Raw genomic sequence first — 24498 nt, 5'->3', positions numbered from 1 at the left:
ATCGCGCCTCCATAACTGACCTTAACTAATTTTGAGTGACTCTTGCTCGATGAAACACATTCGTAACTTTTCGATTATTGCGCACATCGACCACGGTAAATCGACCCTGTCGGACCGTCTGATCCAGACTTGCGGTGGCTTGTCCGACCGCGAGATGCAGGCTCAGGTGCTTGACTCCATGGATCTGGAGCGCGAGCGCGGCATTACCATCAAAGCACAGAGTGTGACCCTGAACTACCAGGCACAAGACGGTAACACCTACCAGCTGAACTTTATCGACACCCCGGGCCACGTGGATTTCTCCTACGAGGTCTCCCGCTCTTTGGCGGCCTGTGAAGGGGCGCTGCTGGTGGTGGATGCCGGCCAGGGGGTTGAGGCACAGACTCTGGCCAACTGCTACACCGCCATGGAAATGGATCTGGAAGTGGTGCCGGTGCTGAACAAGATTGACCTGCCGGCCGCAGAGCCGGAGCGGGTTGCCGAGGAGATCGAAGACATCGTCGGTATCGACGCGGTCGATGCGGTGCGCTGCTCCGCCAAGACCGGCCTGGGTGTTGATCTGGTGCTGGAAGAGATCGTCGCCAAGATCCCGGCACCGGAAGGTGACCCGGATGCCCCGCTGCAGGCGCTGATCATCGACTCCTGGTTCGACTCCTATCTGGGCGTTGTCTCTTTGGTGCGGATCAAGAACGGTTCCCTGAAGAAGAACGACAAGATCAAGGTGATGAGCACCGGTCAGGTGTGGGGTGTCGATCGTATCGGTATCTTCACACCCAAGCAGGTGGATACCCAGGGTCTGGGTTGCGGCGAGGTAGGTTGGGTTGTCTGCGGTATCAAGGACATCCACGGCGCGCCGGTGGGCGATACCCTGACTCAGGCCAAGAACGGTGCCGACAAGGCGCTGGCTGGCTTCAAGAAGGTGAAGCCGCAGGTTTATGCGGGTCTGTTCCCTATCTCCAGCGATGACTACGAGTCGTTCCGTGACGCCCTCGACAAGCTCTCCCTGAACGATGCCTCCCTGTTCTTCGAACCGGAGAGCTCCACTGCGCTGGGCTTCGGCTTCCGTTGCGGCTTCCTCGGCATGCTGCACATGGAGATCATTCAGGAGCGTCTGGAGCGTGAATACGATCTGGATCTGATCACCACGGCTCCGACCGTAGTGTACGAGATCGAGCTGACCGACGGCTCCACCATCCATATCGACAGCCCGGCCCAGATGCCCGCCATCACCAGCATCAAGGAGATGCGCGAGCCGATCGCCGAGTGTCATATCCTGCTGCCGCAGGAGTACATGGGCAACGTGATCACCCTCTGTATCGAGAAGCGTGGCGTGCAGACCAACATGGTCTACCACGGCAAGCAGGTGGCGCTGACCTATGAAATCCCGATGGCGGAAGTGGTGCTCGACTTCTTCGACCGTCTGAAATCCACCAGTCGTGGTTACGCCTCGCTGGACTATGGCTTCAAGCGTTTCGAAACCTCCGACATGGTCCGTCTGGATATCATGATCAACGGTGAGCGCGTCGATGCCCTGGCCATCATCACCCACAAGGACAACGCCCAGTATCGCGGTCGTCAGGTGGTGGAGAAGATGCGTGAGCTGATCCCGCGCCAGATGTTCGATATCGCCATTCAGGCGGCCATCGGCAACCAGATCATCGCTCGCAGCACCGTCAAGGCACTGCGTAAAGACGTAACCGCCAAGTGTTACGGTGGTGACGTGAGTCGTAAGAAGAAACTGCTGAACAAGCAGAAAGAAGGTAAGAAGCGGATGAAGTCCCTCGGCCGTGTCGACGTGCCGCAGGAAGCCTTCCTCGCGATTCTCCACGTCGGAAAGGATTAATAGATGGCAAGCACGTTTTCCCTGATCCTGGTGGTGGTCTGTGCGATCACCGGTGTTATCTGGTGTCTGGACAAGATGATTTGGTCCAAGCAGCGCGCCGCCAAGATTGCCGTGGCTCGTGCCCATGGCGGTGCTCACCTGGATGAGAAGACTCTGGCCAAGGTCGCCCCTGTGCCGGTCTGGATTGAACAGACCGCCGGGGTCTTCCCGGTCATCACCTTTGTGCTGATCCTGCGTTCGTTCATTTTTGAACCGTTCCAGATCCCGTCAGGTTCCATGATGCCCACCCTGCTGGTGGGCGACTTCATCCTGGTGGAAAAATTTGCCTATGGTCTGCGGGACCCGGTGACCAACACCAAGTTCCTCGAGACTGGCGAGCCCAAGCGTGGCGACGTGGTGGTGTTCAAGTATCCCCTTGAACCGCGCGTTGACTACATCAAGCGGGTGGTCGGCATGCCGGGTGATCGGGTCATCTATCGCAACAAGGAGCTGATGATCCGGCCCAAGTGCGAAGAGCAGGAAGGGAAAACGTGCCCGGGCTTCAAGAAGCTCGACGTCAAGTTTGAACAAAGAGGCGAATTTACCCAGATGGGGATCCCCCTTGACCGCTATACCGAGCAGTTGGGTGATGTCTCCCACGAGACCCTGCGCAATCCGCTGATGCCCGACATGGTTGGCCGTTACTATCGCCAGCCCGGCACCTACCCCGACGAGTGGGTGGTACCGGAAGGCCAGTATTTCGTGATGGGCGACAACCGCGACAACAGCACCGATAGCCGCTTCTGGGGCTTTGTGCCCGAGCAGAATCTGGTCGGCAAGGCGGTCGCTATCTGGATAAGTTTTGAATTCGAGCGCGAAGAAGGCTCCCTGCTGCCAAGTTGGGTACCGACAGGTGTGCGCTTCAACCGCATTGGCGGAATCAAGTAAATGAATATCAAGATGAACAGACTGCAGTCCCGTCTCGGGCATGTCTTTGCGGATCTGGAACTGCTGACCCGTGCGCTGACTCACCGCAGCGCCGGTTCCCGTCACAATGAACGACTGGAATTTCTGGGTGACTCGATTTTGAGTCTGGTGATTGCCGACGATCTCTTCCACCGCTTCCCGCAAGCGGCGGAAGGGGATCTCAGCCGGATGCGCGCCACCCTGGTGCGCGAGAAGACCCTGGCCGAACTGGGCCGGGAGTTTGACCTTGGTGATCACCTGATCCTGGGCCCCGGCGAACTCAAGAGCGGCGGTTTTCGCCGCGAATCCATTCTGGCCGACACGGTCGAGGCGGTGATCGGTGCCGTCTATCTGGATACCAATCTTGAGACGGTGCGGACACTGCTGCTGAGCTGGTATGCCAGCCGCCTGGAAGAGATCAAGCCGGGCATCGAGCAGAAAGATCCAAAGACCCGTCTGCAAGAAATTTTGCAGGGAAGCCGCAAATCCCTGCCGACCTACACTGTGACCAACGTCAAGGGCGAGGCCCACAACCAGGAGTTCACTGTCCAGTGTGACGTGGAAGGTCTGGATGGTCCCCTCGTCGGGGTCGGCACCAGCCGTCGCAAGGCCGAACAGGCCGCTGCGCAGCAAGCATTGGAAAAACTGTCATGACAGATACCACCTACTGCGGCTTTGTCGCCATCGTGGGCCGACCGAATGTGGGCAAGTCCACCCTGCTCAACAAGCTGCTTGGCCAGAAGGTCAGCATCACCTCGAAGAAGCCCCAGACCACCCGTCACCGGATTTTGGGGATCGACACCGAGGATAACTACCAGACCATCTATGTGGATACCCCGGGTCTGCACATTGAAGAGAAACGGGCCATCAACCGCCTGATGAACCGTGCTGCCACCAGTTCGCTGGGTGATGTGGCCATGGTGGTGTTCATGGTCGATGGTACCCACTGGACCAAAGACGACGAGATGGTGCTGGGCAAGCTGCGCAATCTCAAGTGTCCGGTGGTGCTGGCGGTCAACAAGATTGACAACGTCAAAGAGAAAGAAGATCTGCTGCCCCACCTCGAGTGGTTGGGCCAACAGATGAACTTCGCCCATATTCTGCCCATCAGTGCCGAAAAGGGCACCAACGTGGAGAAGATCCGCGAGTGGGCCAAGGATCTGCTGCCGGAAAACGTCCACTTCTTCCCGGAAGATTACGTGACCGACCGCTCCTCCCGTTTTATGGCCTCCGAAATCATCCGCGAGAAGCTGATGCGCTTCACCGGTGAGGAGCTGCCCTACTCGGTGACCGTGGAGATCGAGCGCTTCAAGGTGGAAGAGAACGGCCTCTATCACATCCACGGCCTGATCCTGGTCGAGCGCGATGGCCAGAAGAAGATGGTCATCGGCAATAAGGGCGAGAAGATCAAGACCATCGGCACCGAAGCGCGCCTCGATATGGAGCGTCTGTTCCAGAACAAGGTGCACCTCGAGCTGTGGGTCAAGGTCAAGTCGGGCTGGGCTGATGATGAGCGCGCCCTGCGCAGCCTCGGGTATGGCGACGACTGATTGCTGACCCCGGCTTTCGTCATCCACAGTCGGCCCTATCGGGAGACCAGCCAGCTGGTCGAGGTCTTCACCCAGGATAGTGGCCGATTTACTCTGGTGGCTCGCGGTTCTCGCGGGCCACGCTCCCCTCTCAAGGGGTTGTTGCAACCCTTTACCCTGCTCACCATCGCCTGGCGCGGCAAGGGGGATCTCAAGAACCTCACCCAGGTCGAATGCCCGGATCACTCCCTGCGTCTCGGCGGCGATCGCCTCTTCTACGGCCTCTATCTCAACGAGCTGGTCTACTACCTGCTGGAAGCGCACACCCCGTTCCCCGAAGTATTCGATGCCTATGCCCGTGCCATCATGGCGCTGGCCGATGGCGAGACGCCGGAGCTGCCGCTGCGTCGCTTCGAGTTCCTGCTGTTGCAGGCGCTCGGCTATGCGGTGGATTTCGAATACACGGCGGACGACGAGTCGCCCATCGAGCCGACCTTGCTCTATGGCTTCGAGCGTGAATTGGGCTTTGTTGCTTGCGAGCGGGCGCCGGATCCCCGTACCCTGTTTCTCGGTGCCCACCTGCTCGCCTTTGCCGAGGGTCGTTTCGATACCCCTCCCTTGCTGCAGGCGGCCAAACGTTTCAGCCGATTGGCGTTGCAACCCTATCTGGGCAAGCGCCAGCTAAAGAGCCGGGAGCTGTTTTTAAAACGCAAAGCCAGTATGCAAGGCTGACACAGATTACAGACATACGGATATTGGCGCGGGGTGATTCGCTGACCGCGCAGTCAACAGATGAAGCCTTTCAAGGAGTTCTCAATGAGTGAAATCTATCTGGGTGTGAACATCGACCATATTGCGACTTTGCGCAACGCCCGTGGCACCCAGTATCCGGATCCGGTACAGGCCGCCTTCGTGGCCGAACAGGCCGGGGCCGATGGCATTACCGTGCATCTGCGTGAAGATCGCCGCCATATCACCGATCGCGACGTGGAGATCCTGCGTCAGACTATCCAGACCAGAATGAACCTGGAGATGGCGGTGACCGAAGAGATGATCGGCATCGCCTGCCGCATCAAGCCTCATTTCGTCTGTCTGGTGCCGGAGAAGCGCACCGAGGTGACCACCGAGGGCGGTCTGGATGTGGCCGGTCAGCTGGCCAAGGTGACTGATGCCGTTGCCCGTCTCTCCGCGGTGGGGGCGCAGGTTTCGCTCTTTATCGATGCCGATCCCATTCAGATCGATGCGGCTGCCGAGAGCGGTGCTCCCTTTATCGAGATCCATACCGGTCGTTACGCCGATGCCACCACAGATGCCGAGCGTAACGCCGAGTTCAAGCGCATCGCCGCCGGTGCCTCCTATGCCGCTGGCAAGGGGCTCAAGGTCAATGCCGGTCACGGCCTGCACTACCACAACGTCAAGGCCATCGCCGCCATCCCCGAGCTCTATGAGCTCAACATCGGCCACGCCATTATTGGTCGCGCCGCCTTCGACGGCTTGGCCAAGGCCGTGAGCGATATGCGCCTGCTGATGCAGGAAGCCCGTCAGGGGATCTGAGTTGCAAAATAGGCCCGCGGCCTGAGACCGGCCGCTAGAAATAACAAGGGACGCCGCGGCGTCCTTTGTTATTTCAGGCCCTGTTCAAGCGAGGGCGGCACCCGCGCAGTAATAACCCAGCACAATCGGCTATAAGCAGTTGATGTCAAAAGGGTTACACTGGTTGACCCTGTGAGTTGGACGAGATTGTTATGGATCATCCCCTGTACCACCCCGATATCACCGAACTTGAACCTGTCGCCCGCGCGGCGGGGGCGGCCATCATGGCCATCTACAGCCAGCCTTTCGCGGTGGAGTACAAGAGTGACGAGAGTCCGCTGACCGCTGCCGACAAGGGGGCGCATGAGGTGATCGTTCAGGGGTTGGCACGGCTGACTCCGGATATTCCCGTATTGTCCGAGGAGTCTGGGTCCGAGGTGATGGCGGCGCGCCACGGCTGGTCCCGCTACTGGCTGGTGGATCCCCTCGACGGCACCAAGGAGTTTGTCTCCCGCAACGGCGAGTTCACCGTCAATATCGCGCTGATTGAAGGGGGGGCGCCGCGCTGGGGGCTGGTCTATGCCCCTGTGCTGGACAAGCTCTGGTATGGCGGCAAGGGGCTCGGTGCCTGGCGCATCGCCGATGGCAAGCGCGAGCCTATCCAGACCCGGCCTCATCGTGAAGGCGAGGCGTGGCGAGTGGTGGGCAGTCGCAACCATCTGTCGCAGGAGACCCTCGATTTCCTGGCTCCTTTTGGCGAGATCGAGCTGGTTTCCATGGGCAGCTCCCTCAAGTTCTGCATCATTGCCGAGGGGGGCGCCGAGCTCTATCCGCGCCTCGCACCTACCTGCGAGTGGGATACCGGCGCTGCACAGGCGGTGCTGGAGGGGGCGGGTGGCAGCGTCACCCAGCTCGATGGCTCATCCCTTGCCTACAACAAGCCCGATATCCTCAATCCCTGGTTTGTCGCCAAGGCATAAACGAGATATCGGGATGCAAAAAGGCCGGACTGGAATGAACTTCCAGTCCGGCCTTTTTTATTTCGCTATTCGCTTCGGGTCAGAAGACCTTTTTGAACGGCTTGATGGTGACCTTGGCGTAAACACCGGCGGTCACATAAGGGTCGGCATCAGCCCAGGCTTTGGCGTCAGCTTGCGAGGCAAACTCGGCGATGACGGTGCTGCCGGTAAAGCCTGCATCGGCCGGATCCTCGGCATCGATGGCCGGGTTGGGACCCGCGGTCAGCAGCCGACCTTCATCCTGCAGGGCTTGCAGGCGGGCCAGATGGGCAGGGCGAACCTGCTTGCGCAGTGGCAGGCTATCGGGGACATCTTCGGAGTAGATGAGATACCACATGAGACAATCCTTTTCTGATGAGGGTTATTTTTTGGGTTCGTCTTTTTGCTGGGACAACTGCTCGGCAGGAATGTGGCGGTAGAGGTAGACACCGCTCAGCAGGGTAAAGACCAGCGTCATCCCCAGCAGACCGAACACCTTGAAGTTGACCCACATCTCTTGCGGCAGGTTGAACGCCACGTAGAGGTTGAGCAGGCCACAGACGGTAAAGAAGCCGACCCAGCCGAGATTGACCTTGTCCCAGACTGCATCGGGTGCTTGCAGCTCCTTGGCCAGCATCTGTTTGATCAGATTCTTGCCAAAGCCGTAGCGGCTGATAAGCAGACCCAGTGCGAACAGCACGTTGATGACAGTCACTTTCCACTTGATAAAGGTGTCATCGTGGAAGAAGACGGTGAGGCCGCCGAAGAAGCCGACCAGCAGGAAGGTAAAGAGCTGCATCTTCTCGACTTTGCGATAGCGGATCCAGCTATAGGCGAGCTGCAGACCGGTGACCACCACCAGTGCGCCGGTAGCCATGTAGATGTCGTAGAACTTGTAGACCGCGAAGAAAACGATAAGTGGAATAAATTCAATAAATTGCTTCATTGTTGGCGCCTAGTCCTCAAAGATGGCCTGCAAATTTCGCCCAGTCTACCTGCATGGCGGACAACGGCAAATGAATAAGACCGCTCATTTTTACGCCGGTTCCGTGCTGTCGCCAAACAGTTGGCGAGCAATGGTGATCCCCAGTCGCTGCTGATCGGCCAGCAGGTCGCGAATATGACGCTCTTCGATAAGCGGGTTGAGTAGCACGGCGCGCAGCAGGGTGAGCGGTTGGGCGCCGTAGCGCAACACAGCGCGCTGGGTGCGGGAGACAAAGCTGTGCCCCTCGGCGCGCTGGGCTTTTTGTAGCGCCACGTTGAAGGCGTTGATCTGCTCGTTGGCCGCTTCGTCCAGCACCTTGCCCTGCAGATGGGGCGGGATGCAGCGGTAGGAGAGCAGGTTCATCACCGGTGCCGACATCAGCTCGAAGGCGGGGTCACTTTCGATGAGATCTGCCATCAGCCGGGCGCGGTCGTAGTTGGCTTCGATAAGCTCGGCGTAGCCTTGCTGGCCGAAGAGTTGGAAAGCGGCATCCAGATAGAGGGCATTGGCCGGGCGGGTGCCCTCCAGGGTAAAGCGACCCTGATCGAACGAGGTGGCGCGAATGGCATAGGGCGCCTCTCGCTTGACTGCCATCATCAGGTCGGGCTGGCGGCAGAGCAGCATGCCGGTACCAAGCGGCACCAGCAGCTGTTTGTGGCCATCGAGGGTGACGGTGTCGGCCTGCTCTATTCCGGCAAGCAGACCTTGATAGCGGGGAGAGAAGAGGGTCGGGCCGCCCCAGGCGGCATCCACGTGGAAGTGGATCTGCTCGCGCTCGGCGATGGCGGCCAGCTCAGGCAGGGGGTCGATGGAGCCAAAGTCGGTACTGCCCGCCACGCCGACCAATGCCAGTACTTTCAATTTCTGCTCTTTGCACTGGATCAGCGCCTGCTCCAGCGCAGCCAGACTGAGCCGGTTCTGCTCGTCGGTCTCAAGGCGCCAGACGCTTCTGGCGCCCAGTCCGAGCAGATCCATCCCCTTGTCGAAGGAGTAGTGCATCAGCCGGGAGCCCAGAATGACGGCGCCGCGATAGCCCTGCTCATAGAGGGCGAACAGGTTGTCGCCACAGGCGCGGTTGCGGGCCAGCCAGAGAGCTGTGACATTGGCGATGGTGCCGCCGCTGGTCATGACACCGAGAGCGGCATCCTTGGCATGCATCTGCTTGCCGTAGAAGGCATCGTCCCTGCCATAGATGAGGCGGTGCAGCTTGGCCAGCACCTCTCGCTCCAGAAAGCTGAGCAGACGGGAGGACTCCATCTTCATCGGATTCTGGTTCAGCATTACCAGCAGGCGCGACAGCTCGGCGGTATAGGCCGGCAGTGGCGCCGTCATGTGGCCCATGTAGCGTGGCGAGGTGAGGTGCGAGGCGCCGGGCACCAGAGTGGCCAGCCGCGCCAGATACTCCTCGATAGGTTGGCCGACTGCAGGCATGCGGGATTGATCGAGCTGGTGGGTGAACAGGTCGCGCTGATAGGGGGCCTGACTGTCGTCGGAGTGGTGGAAGCTCTCCAGCAAGGTGTTCATCGCCTCACCAAAGGCGGGATCCGCTTGTGCAAACAGCTCAGTCAACTTCATCAGGTTCTCCAGACCAGGTCACCGGGGTAGGTGTCTATGCCGCTTGTCTCGGGCATCGGCGGCAGAGCATACACCAAAGGTTGGCAGGTGACAGCCACTCCATTTTTTAAGCGAACACTTGTACTCCGAAATGGCGCTGGGTAGAGTGAGCCACAGTTATTGTGGAGTCGATGTTATGAGTGGTGTGATGGATTACTCCCCCCGGGAGGAGCTGGCAAACCGGCTGAGCCACGGTGCGGGATTGTTGCTGGGGATTGTCGGGTTGGTGCTGTTGCTCATCAAGGGATGGGGGCAGGGCACGCAGGCGCTGGTGAGTTACAGCCTTTATGGTGGCAGTCTGGTGCTGCTCTATCTCGCCTCGACCCTTTACCACAGCATGGCAGAAGGGCGGGCCAGACGCTGGTTCAAGGTGTTTGATCACTGTGCCATCTATCTGCTGATCGCCGGTACTTATACCCCCTTTCTGCTGGTGGCGCTCGACACGCCGCTGGCGAAGGGCTTGATGGTGGTGATCTGGGCCCTGGCGCTGGCTGGTGTGGTGTTCAAGCTGGTGTTTATCAACCGCTTCAAGAAGTTGTCGCTCTTTACCTACCTGATGTTGGGCTGGCTGTCGCTGGTGGTCATCTACCAGCTCTATATCCATCTGGCCGGTGAGGGGCTGCTGCTGCTCGGGCTTGGTGGCCTTATATACAGCCTCGGGGTCATCTTCTACGTTGCCAAGCGAATTCCCTACAACCACGCCATCTGGCATCTGTTTGTGCTGGGTGGCAGCGTTTGTCACTTTATGGCCATTTACGGCTACGTCGCCTAACGTCTTGCAACTAGCCCTTAATTGGTATTTTTAGCGCGTAAAAGGATAAATTCGTGCGGTATCACACAGTTGGCATCAGCGTTTGCTGACAAGCTAGGGCCAGTTCAATTCGCAAAGGATGCACGAAATGAGTGAAATCGCGCTTTCCATCAGCATGTTGTCGCTGGTGGCAGTGCTAGGACTCTGGCTGGGAAACTGGCGAGTCTATGGCGTTGGCTTGGGAATAGGGGGGGTGCTGTTCGGCGGCATCATAGTAGGTCATTTTGCAGGCGCCTCCGATCTCGCGCTGGATGCACAAACGCTTCACTTTATTCAAGAATTTGGCCTGATCCTGTTTGTCTATACCATCGGCATCCAGGTCGGGCCGGGTTTCTTCTCGTCATTGCGCAGTTCGGGTCTCAAACTCAACGCCTTTGCCGCCTTGCTGGTCATCCTTGGCTGCGTGGTGGCCGCTGGCTTGCATCAATTTTTCGATGTGCCGTTGCCGGTCATTCTGGGGGTCTTCTCCGGTGCCGTCACCAATACGCCATCCCTCGGTGCGGGCCAGCAGATCCTGGCCGAGCTGGGCGCCGCCCCCGGTTCGACCGGCCTGATGGGGATGGGCTATGCGGTTGCCTATCCGTTTGGCATCTGTGGCATTTTGCTCACCATGTGGCTGGTTCGGGTCTTCTTTCGCATCAAAATCGACGATGAAGCCGCCCAGTTCGAGCTGCAAACCGGTAAAACCAAGGAGAGCTTGCAGACCATCAATATCGCGGTGCGCAACCCCAACATGCACGGCCTGATGCTGAGCGAGATCCCGAGTCTCGACGAGTCTGATGTCATCTGTTCACGGCTTAAGCGTGGCGACGAGCTGATGGTGCCACGGCCGGAATCCCGTATCGAACTGGGTGACTTGCTGCACCTGGTGGGTGAGCGCCATGCGCTGCACAAGGTGTTGCTGGTGTTGGGGGAGGAGGTGGAGACCTCGCTCTCGACCCGCGGCACCGATCTGCGCGTCGAGCGGGTTGTGGTGACCAACGAGCAGGTTCTTGGCAAGAAGATCCGCGATCTGGATATCAAACAACGCTATGACGTGGTGATCTCGCGCCTCAATCGTGCCGGTATCGAACTGGTGCCGACCAGTCAGACCAGCCTGCAGTTTGGTGATATCCTCAACCTGGTGGGGCGCCTCGATGCCATCGAAGCGGTGACCAATGTGGTCGGCAACGTGCAGCAAAAACTGCAGCAGGTGCAGATGTTGCCGGTATTTATCGGGATCGGTCTCGGCGTATTGCTCGGCTCCATCCCCTTCTACCTGCCCGGTTTCCCGGCCGCTCTCAAATTGGGTCTGGCGGGCGGGCCGTTGGTGGTGGCGCTGATCCTGTCGCGGATCGGCAGCATCGGCAAGCTTTACTGGTTCATGCCCCCCAGTGCCAACCTGGCGCTGCGGGAGATCGGGATTGTGCTGTTTCTGGCGGTGGTCGGATTCAAGTCCGGTGCCGGTTTTGTCGATACCCTGATCAACGGTGATGGCCCAGCCTGGATGCTCTACGGTATGGCGATCACCCTGATCCCGCTGCTGGTGGTCGGTGTGCTGGCGCGCCTCTACGGCAAGATGAATTATCTGACCCTGTGCGGCTTGCTGGCCGGCTCCATGACAGACCCTCCCGCGCTGGCCTTTGCCAACGCCATGCACCCGACCAGTGGCGCCAGTGCGCTCTCCTATGCCACCGTTTACCCTCTGGTCATGTTCCTGCGGATCATCTCGCCACAGCTGCTGGCTATCATCCTCTGGGCGGGAGCCTAGGGTTAATCCTGACAGGAGCATGCCTTGTCATGCTCCTGTCATTACTCTGTAATCTATTGATAATTTAGGTTTTGCCACTCTCGCAACCTCGTTCTATACACTTCTGTCTGGCTGAACAGTTTAGCCTCAAATCGGCCTATCCTTTCGAATTTTCGAGCTGGTTATTTTTCCCCTCAGTCTGCAAAGTAGGCTGTGGCTTATTGCATGCAAATCAGGATTCAGGAGAGAACATGATCACCAATGCTGTTACCTTGGAACAGGGCGTAACCGTAACCCAACTTAAAGGACAAATTTATCTGGTGGCCGCAGATGGCAGCCGGAAGCTGTTGGCTGAAGGTGATGTGCTGCCGAAAGGGGCGGTGATCATGTCGCCGGATGGCGCCAGTTTCATGGGCGGCGGACAGTCGTTCACTGTGCAACCAGCCAGCGAACAGAGTGAGCCTGCCGAAGAGGGAGATGCTCCCCAGCTGGCGCAAAACGGCGCTGCAGGTACTCCTGATGATATTAGTGCCTTGCAACAGGCGATCTTGGGTGGCGCGGACCCGACCCAGGCTTTTGAAGCTTCCGCAGCAGGCGGTGCACCTGCTGCCGGTGGTGGCGGTATTGGGGGCGTCGCCGGTGCCAGTGGCAACGGCGGTTTTGTCACCATCGACCGTACCGGTTCCGCAACCATTGCTGAAGCTACCTTCGATACCACCTACAACACCAATGGCGAGCCACCGCTGGGTGCTGCTGGCGAAGATGAAGTATTCGACCTGACGCCGCCCACCATTTCCGTGGTTGCGCCAGATAACACCAATGACACTACTCCGACCCTGACCGGGACCACGGATGCTCCTGCTGGCAGCACCGTAACCTTGCTGGTCACCGATGCAAACGGTAATCAACAAACCCTGACAGCGATTGTCACACCCAGCGGTACCTTCACCGTGGATGTGGTGACCCCTTTGGCTGAAGGCTCTTATACCGTAACAGCCACAGTGACAGATCCTGCGGGTAATACAGGAACGGCAACCGACAATGGCAGCGTGGATGTGACCGCCCCGACCATCACGGTCGATGCGCCGGACAACACCACTGACACTACTCCAACCATCACAGGTACAACCAATGCAGCCCCTGGCAGCATAGTCACCCTGGTGGTGACCGATGCCAATGGCACTCAGCAGACATTGACCGCCATCGTGCAACCGGGTGGTAGCTACAGCGTGGATGTCACCACCCCGCTGGCGGAAGGGAGCTACAAGGTGGATGCCAGCGTCACCGATCCGGCCGGCAACACCGGCACCGCGACCGACGATGGCAGTGTCGATGTGACCGCGCCGACCATCAGTGTGGATGCGCCGGACAACACCAACGACACCACCCCGACCATTACCGGTACGACGGATGCCCCGGCGGGCAGTACCGTTACCCTGGTCGTGACCGATGCCAACGGCAACCCGCAGACCCTGACCGCCACCGTGCAACCGGGTGGTGGTTACAGCGTGGATGTCACTACCCCGCTGGCGGAAGGCAGCTATCAAGTAACGGCCAGCGTCACCGATCCGGCCGGCAACACCGGCACTGCGACCGACAATGGCAGTATGGATGTGACTTCGACTGCGGCCCCGACCGTCACCATCGTGGATGACCTGAACAACGATGAGCTGCTGAGCAAGGGCGAGATCGGTGCTGACCAGGTGCAGGTGACAGCCGAGGTCAATCACACCGAGCTGACCGCGGGCGGTAAGGTCACTCTGACCATCACCAATGGCGATGCCAGCAGTAGCGTCGAGCTGAAGCTGGTGAACGGTGTGCTGCAGTTTGCCAATGGCACACCTGCGACCGGCTTTGCCTACAGCAACGGCACCATCAGCTGGGCCGAGAATACCCCGGCGGATGGCAAGTCACTGACGGTAAGTGCGACCCAGACCGACAAGGCGGGCAACGTCTCCCTGCCGGGCAGTGACACAGCGAAGGTGGACGTCACCGCGACAGACAAGCCGACCGTCACCATCGTGGATGACAGCAACCCGGATGACGGCCTGCTGAGCAAGGGCGAGATCGGTGCTGACCAGGTGCAGGTGAAGGCCGAGGTCAATCACACCGAGCTGACGGCGGGCGGCAAGGTCACCCTGACCATCACCAATGGCGATGCCAGCAGTAGCGTCGAGCTGAAGCTGGTGAACGGTGTGCTGCAGTTTGCCAATGGCACACCTGCGACCGGCTTTGCCTACAGCAACGGCACCATCAGCTGGACCGAGAATACCCCGGCGGATGGCAAGTCACTGACGGTAAGTGCGACCCAGACCGACAAGGCGGGCAACGTCTCCCTGCCGGGCAGTGACACAGCGAAGGTGGACGTCACCGCGACAGACAAGCCGACCGTCACCATCGTGGATGACAGCAACCCGGATGACGGCCTGCTGAGCAAGGGCGAGATCGGTGCTGACCAGGTGCAGGTGAAGGCCGAGGTCAATCACACCGAGCTGACGGCGGGCGGCAAGGTCACCCTGACCATCACCAATGGCGATGCCAGCAGTAGCGTCGAGCTGAAGCTGGTGAACGGTGTGCTGCAGTTTGCAGATGGCACACCTGCGACCGGCTTTGCCTACAGCAACGGCACCATCAGCTGGACCGAGAATACCCCGGCGGATGGCAAGTCACTGACGGTAAGTGCGACCCAGACCGACAAGGCGGGCAACGTCTCCCTGCCGGGCAGTGACACAGCGAAGGTGGACGTCACCGCGACAGACAAGCCGACCGTCACCATCGTGGATGACAGCAACCCGGATGACGGCCTGCTGAGCAAGGGCGAGATCGGTGCTGACCAGGTGCAGGTGAAGGCCGAGGTCAATCACACCGAGCTGACGGCGGGCGGCAAGGTCACCCTGACCATCACCAATGGCGATGCCAGCAGTAGCGTCGAGCTGAAGCTGGTGAACGGTGTGCTGCAGTTTGCCAATGGCACACCTGCGACCGGCTTTGCCTACAGCAACGGCACCATCAGCTGGACCGAGAATACCCCGGCGGATGGCAAGTCACTGACGGTAAGTGCGACCCAGACCGACAAGGCGGGCAACGTCTCCCTGCCGGGCAGTGACACGGCGAAGGTGGACGTCACCGCGACCGACAAGCCGACCGTCACCATCGTGGATGACAGCAACCCGGATGACGGCCTGCTGAGCAAGGGCGAGATCGGTGCTGACCAGGTGCAGGTGAAGGCCGAGGTCAATCACACCGAGCTGACGGCGGGCGGCAAGGTCACTCTGACCATCACCAATGGCGATGCCAGCAGTAGCGTCGAGCTGAAGCTGGTGAACGGTGTGCTGCAGTTTGCAGATGGCACACCTGCGACCGGCTTTGCCTACAGCAACGGCACCATCAGCTGGACCGAGAATACCCCGGCGGATGGCAAGTCACTGACGGTAAGTGCGACCCAGACCGACAAGGCGGGCAACGTCTCCCTGCCGGGCAGTGACACGGCGAAGGTGGATGTAACCGCGACCGACAAGCCGACCGTCACCATCGTGGATGACAGCAACCCGGATGACGGCCTGCTGAGCAAGGGCGAGATCGGTGCTGACCAGGTGCAGGTGAAGGCCGAGGTCAATCACACCGAGCTGACCGCGGGCGGTAAGGTCACTCTGACCATCACCAATGGCGATGCCAGCAGTAGCGTCGAGCTGAAGCTGGTGAACGGTGTGCTGCAGTTTGCAGATGGCACACCTGCGACCGGCTTTGCCTACAGCAACGGCACCATCAGCTGGACCGAGAATACCCCGGCGGATGGCAAGTCACTGACGGTAAGTGCGACCCAGACCGACAAGGCGGGCAACGTCTCCCTGCCGGGCAGTGACACAGCGAAGGTGGACGTCACCGCGACAGACAAGCCGACCGTCACCATCGTGGATGACCTGAACAACGATGAGCTGCTGAGCAAGGGCGAGATCGGTGCTGACCAGGTGCAGGTGACAGCCGAGGTCAATCACACCGAGCTGACCGCGGGCGGCAAGGTCACTCTGACCATCACCAATGGCGATGCCAGCAGTAGCGTCGAGCTGAAGCTGGTGAACGGTGTGCTGCAGTTTGCAGATGGCACACCTGCGACCGGCTTTGCCTACAGCAACGGCACCATCAGCTGGACCGAGAATACCCCGGCGGATGGCAAGTCACTGACGGTAAGTGCGACCCAGACCGACAAGGCGGGCAACGTCTCCCTGCCGGGCAGTGACACAGCGAAGGTGGACGTCACCGCGACAGACAAGCCGACCGTCACCATCGTGGATGACCTGAACAACGATGAGCTGCTGAGCAAGGGCGAGATCGGTGCTGACCAGGTGCAGGTGAAGGCCGAGGTCAATCACACCGAGCTGACGGCGGGCGGCAAGGTCACCCTGACCATCACCAATGGCGATGCCAGCAGTAGCGTCGAGCTGAAGCTGGTGAACGGTGTGCTGCAGTTTGCCAATGGCACACCTGCGACCGGCTTTGCCTACAGCAACGGCACCATCAGCTGGACCGAGAATACCCCGGCGGATGGCAAGTCACTGACGGTAAGTGCGACCCAGACCGACAAGGCGGGCAACGTCTCCCTGCCGGGCAGTGACACAGCGAAGGTGGACGTCACCGCGACAGACAAGCCGACCGTCACCATCGTGGATGACAGCAACCCGGATGACGGCCTGCTGAGCAAGGGTGAGATTGGTGCTGACCAGGTGCAGGTGACAGCCGAGGTCAATCACACCGAGCTGACCGCGGGCGGCAAGGTCACCCTGACCATCACCAATGGCGATGCCAGCAGTAGCGTCGAGCTGAAGCTGGTGAACGGTGTGCTGCAGTTTGCAGATGGCACACCTGCGACCGGCTTTGCCTACAGCAACGGCACCATCAGCTGGACCGAGAATACCCCGGCGGATGGCAAGTCACTGACGGTAAGTGCGACCCAGACCGACAAGGCGGGCAACGTTTCCCTGCCGGGCAGTGACACAGCGAAGGTGGATGTAACCGCGACCGACAAGCCGACCGTCACCATCGTGGATGACAGCAACCCGGATGACGGCCTGCTGAGCAAGGGCGAGATCGGTGCTGACCAGGTGCAGGTGAAGGCCGAGGTCAATCACACCGAGCTGACGGCGGGCGGCAAGGTCACCCTGACCATCACCAATGGCGATGCCAGCAGTAGCGTCGAGCTGAAGCTGGTGAACGGTGTGCTGCAGTTTGCCAATGGCACACCTGCGACCGGCTTTGCCTACAGCAACGGCACCATCAGCTGGACCGAGAATACCCCGGCGGATGGCAAGTCACTGACGGTAAGTGCGACCCAGACCGACAAGGCGGGCAACGTCTCCCTGCCGGGCAGTGACACGGCGAAGGTGGATGTAACCGCGACCGACAAGCCGACCGTCACCATCGTGGATGACAGCAACCCGGATGACGGCCTGCTGAGCAAGGGCGAGATCGGTGCTGACCAGGTGCAGGTGAAGGCCGAGGTCAATCACACCGAGCTGACGGCGGGCGGCAAGGTCACTCTGACCATCACCAATGGCGATGCCAGCAGTAGCGTCGAGCTGAAGCTGGTGAACGGTGTGCTGCAGTTTGCAGATGGCACACCTGCGACCGGCTTTGCCTACAGCAACGGCACCATCAGCTGGACCGAGAATACCCCGGCGGATGGCAAGTCACTGACGGTAAGTGCGACCCAGACCGACAAGGCGGGCAACGTCTCCCTGCCGGGCAGTGACACAGCGAAGGTGGACGTCACCGCGACAGACAAGCCGACCGTCACCATCGTGGATGACAGCAACCCGGATGACGGCCTGCTGAGCAAGGGCGAGATCGGTGCTGACCAGGTGCAGGTGAAGGCCGAGGTCAATCACACCGAGCTGACGGCGGGCGGCAAGGTCACCCTGACCATCACCAATGGCGATGCCAGCAGTAGCGTCGAGCTGAAGCTGGTGAACGGTGTGCTGCAGTTTGCAGATGGCACACCTGCGACCGGCTTTGCCTACAGCAACGGCACCATCAGCTGGACCGAGAATACCCCGGCGGATGGCAAGTCACTGACGGTAAGTGCGACCCAGACCGACAAGGCGGGCAACGTCTCCCTGCCGGGCAGTGACACAGCGAAGGTGGACGTCACCGCGACAGACAAGCCGACCGTCACCATCGTGGATGACAGCAACCCGGATGACGGCCTGCTGAGCAAGGGCGAGATCGGTGCTGACCAGGTGCAGGTGAAGGCCGAGGTCAATCACACCGAGCTGACGGCGGGCGGCAAGGTCACCCTGACCATCACCAATGGCGATGCCAGCAGTAGCGTCGAGCTGAAGCTGGTGAACGGTGTGCTGCAGTTTGCCAATGGCACACCTGCGACCGGCTTTGCCTACAGCAACGGCACCATCAGCTGGACCGAGAATACCCCGGCGGATGGCAAGTCACTGACGGTAAGTGCGACCCAGACCGACAAGGCGGGCAACGTCTCCCTGCCGGGCAGTGACACGGCGAAGGTGGACGTCACCGCGACCGACAAGCCGACCGTCACCATCGTGGATGACAGCAACCCGGATGACGGCCTGCTGAGCAAGGGCGAGATCGGTGCTGACCAGGTGCAGGTGAAGGCCGAGGTCAATCACACCGAGCTGACGGCGGGCGGCAAGGTCACTCTGACCATCACCAATGGCGATGCCAGCAGTAGCGTCGAGCTGAAGCTGGTGAACGGTGTGCTGCAGTTTGCAGATGGCACACCTGCGACCGGCTTTGCCTACAGCAACGGCACCATCAGCTGGACCGAGAATACCCCGGCGGATGGCAAGTCACTGACGGTAAGTGCGACCCAGACCGACAAGGCGGGCAACGTTTCCCTGCCGGGCAGTGACACAGCGAAGGTGGATGTAACCGCGACCGACAAGCCGACCGTCACCATCGTGGATGACAGCAACCCGGATGACGGCCTGCTGAGCAAGGGCGAGATCGGTGCTGACCAGGTGCAGGTGAAGGCCGAGGTCAATCACACCGAGCTGACGGCGGGCGGCAAGGTCACCCTGACCATCACCAATGGCGATGCCAGCAGTAGCGTCGAGCTGAAGCTGGTGAACGGTGTGCTGCAGTTTGCCAATGGCACACCTGCGACCGGCTTTGCCTACAGCAACGGCACCATCAGCTGGACCGAGAATACCCCGGCGGATGGCAAGTCACTGACGGTAAGTGCGACCCAGACCGACAAGGCGGGCAACGTCTCCCTGCCGGGCAGTGACACGGCGAAGGTGGATGTAACCGCGACCGACAAGCCGACCGTCACCATCGTGGATGACAGCAACCCGGATGACGGCCTGCTGAGCAAGGGCGAGATCGGTGCTGACCAGGTGCAGGTGAAGGCCGAGGTCAATCACACCGAGCTGACGGCGGGCGGCAAGGTCACTCTGACCATCACCAATGGCGATGCCAGCAGTAGCGTCGAGCTGAAGCTGGTGAACGGTGTGCTGCAGTTTGCAGATGGCACACCTGCGACCGGCTTTGCCTACAGCAACGGCACCATCAGCTGGACCGAGAATACCCCGGCGGATGGCAAGTCACTGACGGTAAGTGCGACCCAGACCGACAAGGCGGGCAACGTCTCCCTGCCGGGCAGTGACACAGCGAAGGTGGACGTCACCGCGACAGACAAGCCGACCGTCACCATCGTGGATGACAGCAACCCGGATGACGGCCTGCTGAGCAAGGGCGAGATCGGTGCTGACCAGGTGCAGGTGAAGGCCGAGGTCAATCACACCGAGCTGACGGCGGGCGGCAAGGTCACCCTGACCATCAGCAATGGCGATGCCAGCAGTAGCGTCGAGCTGAAGCTGGTGAACGGTGTGCTGCAGTTTGCCAATGGCACACCTGCGACCGGCTTTGCCTACAGCAACGGCACCATCAGCTGGACCGAGAATACCCCGGCGGATGGCAAGTCACTGACGGTAAGTGCGACCCAGACCGACAAGGCGGGCAACGTCTCCCTGCCGGGCAGTGACACAGCGAAGGTGGACGTCACCGCGACAGACAAGCCGACCGTCACCATCGTGGATGACAGCAACCCGGATGACGGCCTGCTGAGCAAGGGCGAGATCGGTGCTGACCAGGTGCAGGTGAAGGCCGAGGTCAATCACACCGAGCTGACGGCGGGCGGCAAGGTCACCCTGACCATCAGCAATGGCGATGCCAGCAGTAGCGTCGAGCTGAAGCTGGTGAACGGTGTGCTGCAGTTTGCCAATGGCACACCTGCGACCGGCTTTGCCTACAGCAACGGCACCATCAGCTGGACCGAGAATACCCCGGCGGATGGCAAGTCACTGACGGTAAGTGCGACCCAGACCGACAAGGCGGGCAACGTCTCCCTGCCGGGCAGTGACACAGCGAAGGTGGACGTCACCGCGACAGACAAGCCGACCGTCACCATCGTGGATGACCTGAACAACGATGAGCTGCTGAGCAAGGGCGAGATCGGTGCTGACCAGGTGCAGGTGAAGGCCGAGGTCAATCACACCGAGCTGACGGCGGGCGGCAAGGTCACCCTGACCATCACCAATGGCGATGCCAGCAGTAGCGTCGAGCTGAAGCTGGTGAACGGTGTGCTGCAGTTTGCCAATGGCACACCTGCGACCGGCTTTGCCTACAGCAACGGCACCATCAGCTGGACCGAGAATACCCCGGCGGATGGCAAGTCACTGACGGTAAGTGCGACCCAGACCGACAAGGCGGGCAACGTCTCCCTGCCGGGCAGTGACACAGCGAAGGTGGACGTCACCGCGACAGACAAGCCGACCGTCACCATCGTGGATGACAGCAACCCGGATGACGGCCTGCTGAGCAAGGGCGAGATCGGTGCTGACCAGGTGCAGGTGAAGGCCGAGGTCAATCACACCGAGCTGACGGCGGGCGGCAAGGTCACCCTGACCATCACCAATGGCGATGCCAGCAGTAGCGTCGAGCTGAAGCTGGTGAACGGGGTGCTGCAGTTTGCCAATGGCACACCTGCGACCGGCTTTGCCTACAGCAACGGCACCATCAGCTGGACCGAGAATACCCCGGCGGATGGCAAGTCACTGACGGTAAGTGCGACCCAGACCGACAAGGCGGGCAACGTCTCCCTGCCGGGCAGTGACACGGCTCTTGTTCTGGCTGCTCCCACCACCTCTGGTGGTTATGCCCAGGGTGAAGAAGATATGCCGCTTACTTTGAAATGGAGCGACTTCAAGGCTAGCGATGTCGATACCGCTGCGGACAAGTTGTCGATCAAGATCACCTCACTGCCGGCTGATGGGGTGCTGCAGTACAAGGATGCCAACGGTAACTGGCAGGCTGTGGTTGAAAATCAGGTATTTACTCAGGCAGAAATCGCCGCCGGTAAGCTGCAGTTCAAGCCTGATCCGCATGAGGCTAGCGGGTCGGCGGGCAGCGGTGTGAACACGGGGGCGGACGGCAATAAGCTGGGGGATTATGCGTCGTTCGGCTATCAGGTGAGCGACGGGGTAAACAGTAGTGGTAATGCGACCTTTGTGGTCGATATCAAGCCGGTGGTTGACGGCGTGACGCTGAAGGTTGAGCTGGTGAGTGGCGGGTTTGTGCCGGGGGCGGCTAAGATTGAGCAAATTCTGTTCGACCTGAATGGCAAGAGGCCGTCGCCATCACCGACTGGCGGAGATGATTATCTGGTTACCAATGGCAGTTGGGTTCTGGGCGGTGGCGGCAATGACACCATCAAATACGGCAGTGGCGACCACTTCCTGGCAAAAGGCGAAGCTGGCAATGACATTCTGATTGGTGGTGGCAGTGTTACTGACAACCTGGATGGCGGCGATGGGAATGACATTCTGATCGGCGGCAAGAATGCTACGTCGTCGGTCACTCTGAATGCTGGTGCTGGCAACGACACGCTGATAGCCCAAAGCCTGAAGGCCTCCACCTCTTATTATGGTGGTGATGGGCTGGATGTTGCCTATATGCTAGGTTCGATGAAGGACCTGAAGCTTGTGACGACAGGGTTGCCACAGGGTTGTGATTACCGATTGGTATATAAAGACTCTAGTGGTGCTTTGACTAACCATGATTTTTACAGCGTTGAGACCCTTTACCTGCAAGATGGCAAGTATGAGTTCAAGGATGGCAACCTGACCAAGGTAGCTGAGCTGGCGACGTTGAAAGTTGATGTCGACTTGATCGATACCGATGGCAGTGAACATTTTACCGAGCTGACCATCAAGGGATTACCTCAAGGTACGCTACTGTCAGGCGGCACTCTGCAGGCCGACGGCAGCTGGAAGGTGCCGGCCAGCATGCTGGATAAAGACGGGAAACTGTCGCTGCAGGTGGAGTTGCCTGTCGGTAGCCAGAATATCAAGGTTACCGTGGTGGCTGGTTCGCAAGAGTATGACATGAATGGTCAGCCGATAGCCGGTGAAGTGAAATATACCGAAGCGGATACCGGCTTTATGGTCAAGCCCAGCAATCCGAACGGCGATAACACTGTCGAGGGGGGGCGTGGTGATGATGTATTGCTGGGAGATATAGGTGGTATCAAGACCTCGGTTGAACCGGGCAAAAACTACAATATTGCTCTGATTGTAGATACTTCAGGCAGTATGCAGTATGGCCTGGACGGAAGATCAAATCCGCCTGCAGGCCAGGACAGGATGACCCTAACAATTGCTGCTCTGAAAGTGCTGGCCAATCAACTGGCAGGTCATGATGGCGTCGTGAACGTGACGTTGGTTGATTTCAATTGGTCTGCCAGTTCTGTCATCTCAATTAATGATCTATCCAAGAGCAATTTACAGTCGCTTATTGACAAAATTAGCTCGTTGTCTGCTGGCGGTGCGACCAACTATGAGGATGCCTTTATCAAGGCTACCCAGTGGTTTAACAGCAAGCCAGGTAGCAGCTCTGGATTGACCTTTGAGAATGTCACTTATTTCCTGACCGATGGTGATCCAACAGTTTATAACGGGAACAGTAATGCATCTGAATCAGATGCGATGCAAAAGGCCATCGATGCGTTTGCTCCTTTATCTGGGCTGAGCGAAGTCAAGGCGATCGGTATCGGTAATGGTGTGACGAAGGAGAACCTGAATTATTTTGACAACACGCAGGTGATTGGCTCAGGCAGTCAATATGGAAGCGCTCTTTTGCTGAATGATTTTTCCGGCAATGCGGGGTCTTGGAGCGCGAATAGCTGGAGCAGGGCTGGCGATAGCAGTGGGAGTGTCGTAAGGGTCAGTAGTCGGCTGGAGTTAACTGATAATGCGGGAAATGGTTCATCGGTATTTGCCAGCGAAACACTGAAGATAGCGACGGGAGTTGGCATCCGTTTCGATCTCAGCACAAGCAACAATCTCTCTTACTCGGACAGTTTCTCGGTGCAACTGCAACGCTGGGACGGTTCTACCTGGGTGAATGTCGGTGTAGCGGTGACCTCCACTGGCACCATCAACAGTGGAGCGATGGTTGCCGGTGATTATCGTTACGTATTCACAGTCACTGATGTAAAGCAAGCCGGGTGGGATGACACTGCTGCTACGCTGCGGATTGACAATCTGAGCAAGGTGACCTACCCGCCGGTTGGCCAGCCCGACATCATCACCACGGCAGATCAGCTCAAGGCTGTGCTGGTTGGCAGTTCGACCACCAATACACCTGCTGAAGTAGGGGCCGATGTCCTGCACGGTGGCGCGGGTAACGATATCCTGTTCGGGGATGCCATCAATACTGATCACCTGCCGTGGGGCACGGCTGGCAACCCAGCTAAGCCGGCAGATTGGGTTGATGGCAAGGGACTGGATGGTCTGACCCAGTTCCTGACCTTGAAAAACGGTTATGCACCCAGCTCTCTTGAGCTTTACGAGTACATCAAGGGGAATGCTAACTCATTTGATGTGGCGGGCGATACCCGAGGGGGCAACGACAAGCTGCACGGCGGTCTGGGGGACGATATCCTGTTTGGCCAGGGTGGTGACGATGAGCTCTACGGTGACGATGGCAAGGATATCCTTTATGGCGGCACCGGCAGCGACAAGCTGGATGGTGGTGCCGGGAACGATATTCTGAGCGGTGGTCTAGGCAACGACATACTGACCGGTGGCGATGGAGCGGATATCTTCGTGTGGAACAAGGGGGATACCGAATCAGGTAAGTTGACGGTTGATACTGTCACGGACTTCAAACCGAGCCTGAGTGATCCGACACAGCGCGACAAGCTGGATCTGAGTGATCTGCTGGATCATGATGGGTCTAAAACAGAGTCATTGTTGAAAAATCTGTTGTCTGTGTCCGCAGATAGCCAAGGTGTGCATCTCAAGGTTAGCGATTCGGTTGGCGGCTCTGTGACCCAGGAGATTGTGTTGTCTGGTCACACTTTTGGTTCTCTGACCGGTAATAGTAGTGCAACGGCTAGCCAGGTGATCGATTACATGTTGACCAACAACATGCTCGATATCGACAAGTAAGCCCAACTCGGGGCAATAAAAAGCGGCAG

At 59.2% G+C, this 24498-nt stretch carries 13 protein-coding genes; 10 read left to right on the top strand and 3 right to left on the bottom strand.

From position 1 onward, the window contains the following. Positions 1 to 49: 49 nt before the first annotated feature. The 7 genes from lepA (at position 50) to cysQ (ending at position 6830) form a co-directional block, all read left to right on the top strand. Positions 50 to 1843: a translation elongation factor 4 gene (gene lepA, locus I6L46_RS12655; protein WP_005335396.1), complete on the top strand. Its 1794-nt coding sequence runs from the start codon at positions 50 to 52 to the stop codon at positions 1841 to 1843. 3 nt (positions 1844 to 1846) lie between these two features. Next, the gene (lepB, locus tag I6L46_RS12650) at positions 1847 to 2770 is read left to right on the top strand and encodes a signal peptidase I (RefSeq protein ID WP_005335395.1); all 924 of its coding nucleotides are present in this window, start codon (positions 1847 to 1849) and stop codon (positions 2768 to 2770) included. Continuing rightward, a complete protein-coding gene (gene rnc, locus I6L46_RS12645; RefSeq protein ID WP_005335394.1) occupies positions 2771 to 3442 on the top strand; it encodes a ribonuclease III in 672 nt (223 codons plus the stop codon). Further along, a complete protein-coding gene (gene era / locus I6L46_RS12640; protein ID WP_005335393.1) occupies positions 3439 to 4338 on the top strand; it encodes a GTPase Era in 900 nt (299 codons plus the stop codon). The genes rnc and era overlap by 4 nt, the downstream gene beginning before the upstream one ends. After that, entirely contained in the window at positions 4339 to 5049 is a 711-nt protein-coding gene (gene recO, locus I6L46_RS12635; RefSeq protein WP_005335391.1) for a DNA repair protein RecO, read from the top strand. It abuts the gene before it with no gap. An 84-nt stretch (positions 5050 to 5133) separates the two neighbouring features. Next, positions 5134 to 5871, top strand: a complete 738-nt coding sequence (gene pdxJ, locus I6L46_RS12630; RefSeq protein WP_005340919.1) for a pyridoxine 5'-phosphate synthase — start codon at positions 5134 to 5136, stop codon at positions 5869 to 5871. A 203-nt stretch (positions 5872 to 6074) separates the two neighbouring features. Then, positions 6075 to 6830: a 3'(2'),5'-bisphosphate nucleotidase CysQ gene (gene cysQ, locus I6L46_RS12625; RefSeq protein ID WP_042053947.1), complete on the top strand. Its 756-nt coding sequence runs from the start codon at positions 6075 to 6077 to the stop codon at positions 6828 to 6830. A 79-nt stretch (positions 6831 to 6909) separates the two neighbouring features. Here cysQ and I6L46_RS12620 read toward each other — a convergent pair whose 3' ends face one another. From I6L46_RS12620 to I6L46_RS12610, 3 genes are all read right to left on the bottom strand, one after another. Further along, positions 6910 to 7206: a YciI family protein gene (locus I6L46_RS12620; RefSeq protein ID WP_005335344.1), complete on the bottom strand. Its 297-nt coding sequence runs from the start codon at positions 7204 to 7206 to the stop codon at positions 6910 to 6912. A 24-nt stretch (positions 7207 to 7230) separates the two neighbouring features. Next, positions 7231 to 7794, bottom strand: a complete 564-nt coding sequence (locus tag I6L46_RS12615) for a septation protein A (RefSeq protein ID WP_005354349.1) — start codon at positions 7792 to 7794, stop codon at positions 7231 to 7233. A gap of 90 nt (positions 7795 to 7884) precedes the next feature. Beyond that, complete coding sequence (locus I6L46_RS12610) at positions 7885 to 9408, bottom strand: aminotransferase class V-fold PLP-dependent enzyme (protein ID WP_216975765.1); 1524 nt, start codon at positions 9406 to 9408, stop codon at positions 7885 to 7887. A 175-nt stretch (positions 9409 to 9583) separates the two neighbouring features. Between I6L46_RS12610 and I6L46_RS12605 the strand changes: the two genes are divergently transcribed. The 3 genes from I6L46_RS12605 to I6L46_RS12595 all read left to right on the top strand — a co-directional run bounded on the left by I6L46_RS12605 (position 9584) and on the right by I6L46_RS12595 (position 24469). Further along, entirely contained in the window at positions 9584 to 10219 is a 636-nt protein-coding gene (locus I6L46_RS12605) for a hemolysin III family protein (protein ID WP_216975763.1), read from the top strand. 127 nt (positions 10220 to 10346) lie between these two features. Continuing rightward, a complete protein-coding gene (locus I6L46_RS12600) occupies positions 10347 to 12008 on the top strand; it encodes a putative transporter (protein ID WP_005335335.1) in 1662 nt (553 codons plus the stop codon). A 230-nt stretch (positions 12009 to 12238) separates the two neighbouring features. Beyond that, complete coding sequence (locus tag I6L46_RS12595) at positions 12239 to 24469, top strand: retention module-containing protein (protein WP_216975761.1); 12231 nt, start codon at positions 12239 to 12241, stop codon at positions 24467 to 24469. Positions 24470 to 24498: the final 29 nt, after the last annotated feature.

Origin of the sequence: Aeromonas sp. FDAARGOS 1416, from assembly GCF_019048085.1 — a bacterium.
In the GTDB taxonomy this organism is placed as follows: domain Bacteria; phylum Pseudomonadota; class Gammaproteobacteria; order Enterobacterales; family Aeromonadaceae; genus Aeromonas; species Aeromonas veronii.
This window is presented reverse-complemented; position numbering and strand designations above follow the sequence as displayed.

Excerpts from the sequence above, each read along its gene's own strand:
- lepA (WP_005335396.1), top strand. The coding sequence starts at position 50 with ATGAAACACATTCGTAACTTTTCGATTATTGCGCACATCGACCACGGT.
- lepB (WP_005335395.1), top strand. The coding sequence starts at position 1,847 with ATGGCAAGCACGTTTTCCCTGATCCTGGTGGTGGTCTGTGCGATCACC.
- rnc (WP_005335394.1), top strand. The coding sequence starts at position 2,771 with ATGAATATCAAGATGAACAGACTGCAGTCCCGTCTCGGGCATGTCTTT.
- era (WP_005335393.1), top strand. The coding sequence starts at position 3,439 with ATGACAGATACCACCTACTGCGGCTTTGTCGCCATCGTGGGCCGACCG.
- pdxJ (WP_005340919.1), top strand. The coding sequence starts at position 5,134 with ATGAGTGAAATCTATCTGGGTGTGAACATCGACCATATTGCGACTTTG.
- I6L46_RS12620 (WP_005335344.1), bottom strand. The coding sequence starts at position 7,206 with ATGTGGTATCTCATCTACTCCGAAGATGTCCCCGATAGCCTGCCACTG.
- I6L46_RS12615 (WP_005354349.1), bottom strand. The coding sequence starts at position 7,794 with ATGAAGCAATTTATTGAATTTATTCCACTTATCGTTTTCTTCGCGGTC.
- I6L46_RS12610 (WP_216975765.1), bottom strand. The coding sequence starts at position 9,408 with ATGAAGTTGACTGAGCTGTTTGCACAAGCGGATCCCGCCTTTGGTGAG.
- I6L46_RS12605 (WP_216975763.1), top strand. The coding sequence starts at position 9,584 with ATGAGTGGTGTGATGGATTACTCCCCCCGGGAGGAGCTGGCAAACCGG.
- I6L46_RS12600 (WP_005335335.1), top strand. The coding sequence starts at position 10,347 with ATGAGTGAAATCGCGCTTTCCATCAGCATGTTGTCGCTGGTGGCAGTG.
- I6L46_RS12595 (WP_216975761.1), top strand. The coding sequence starts at position 12,239 with ATGATCACCAATGCTGTTACCTTGGAACAGGGCGTAACCGTAACCCAA.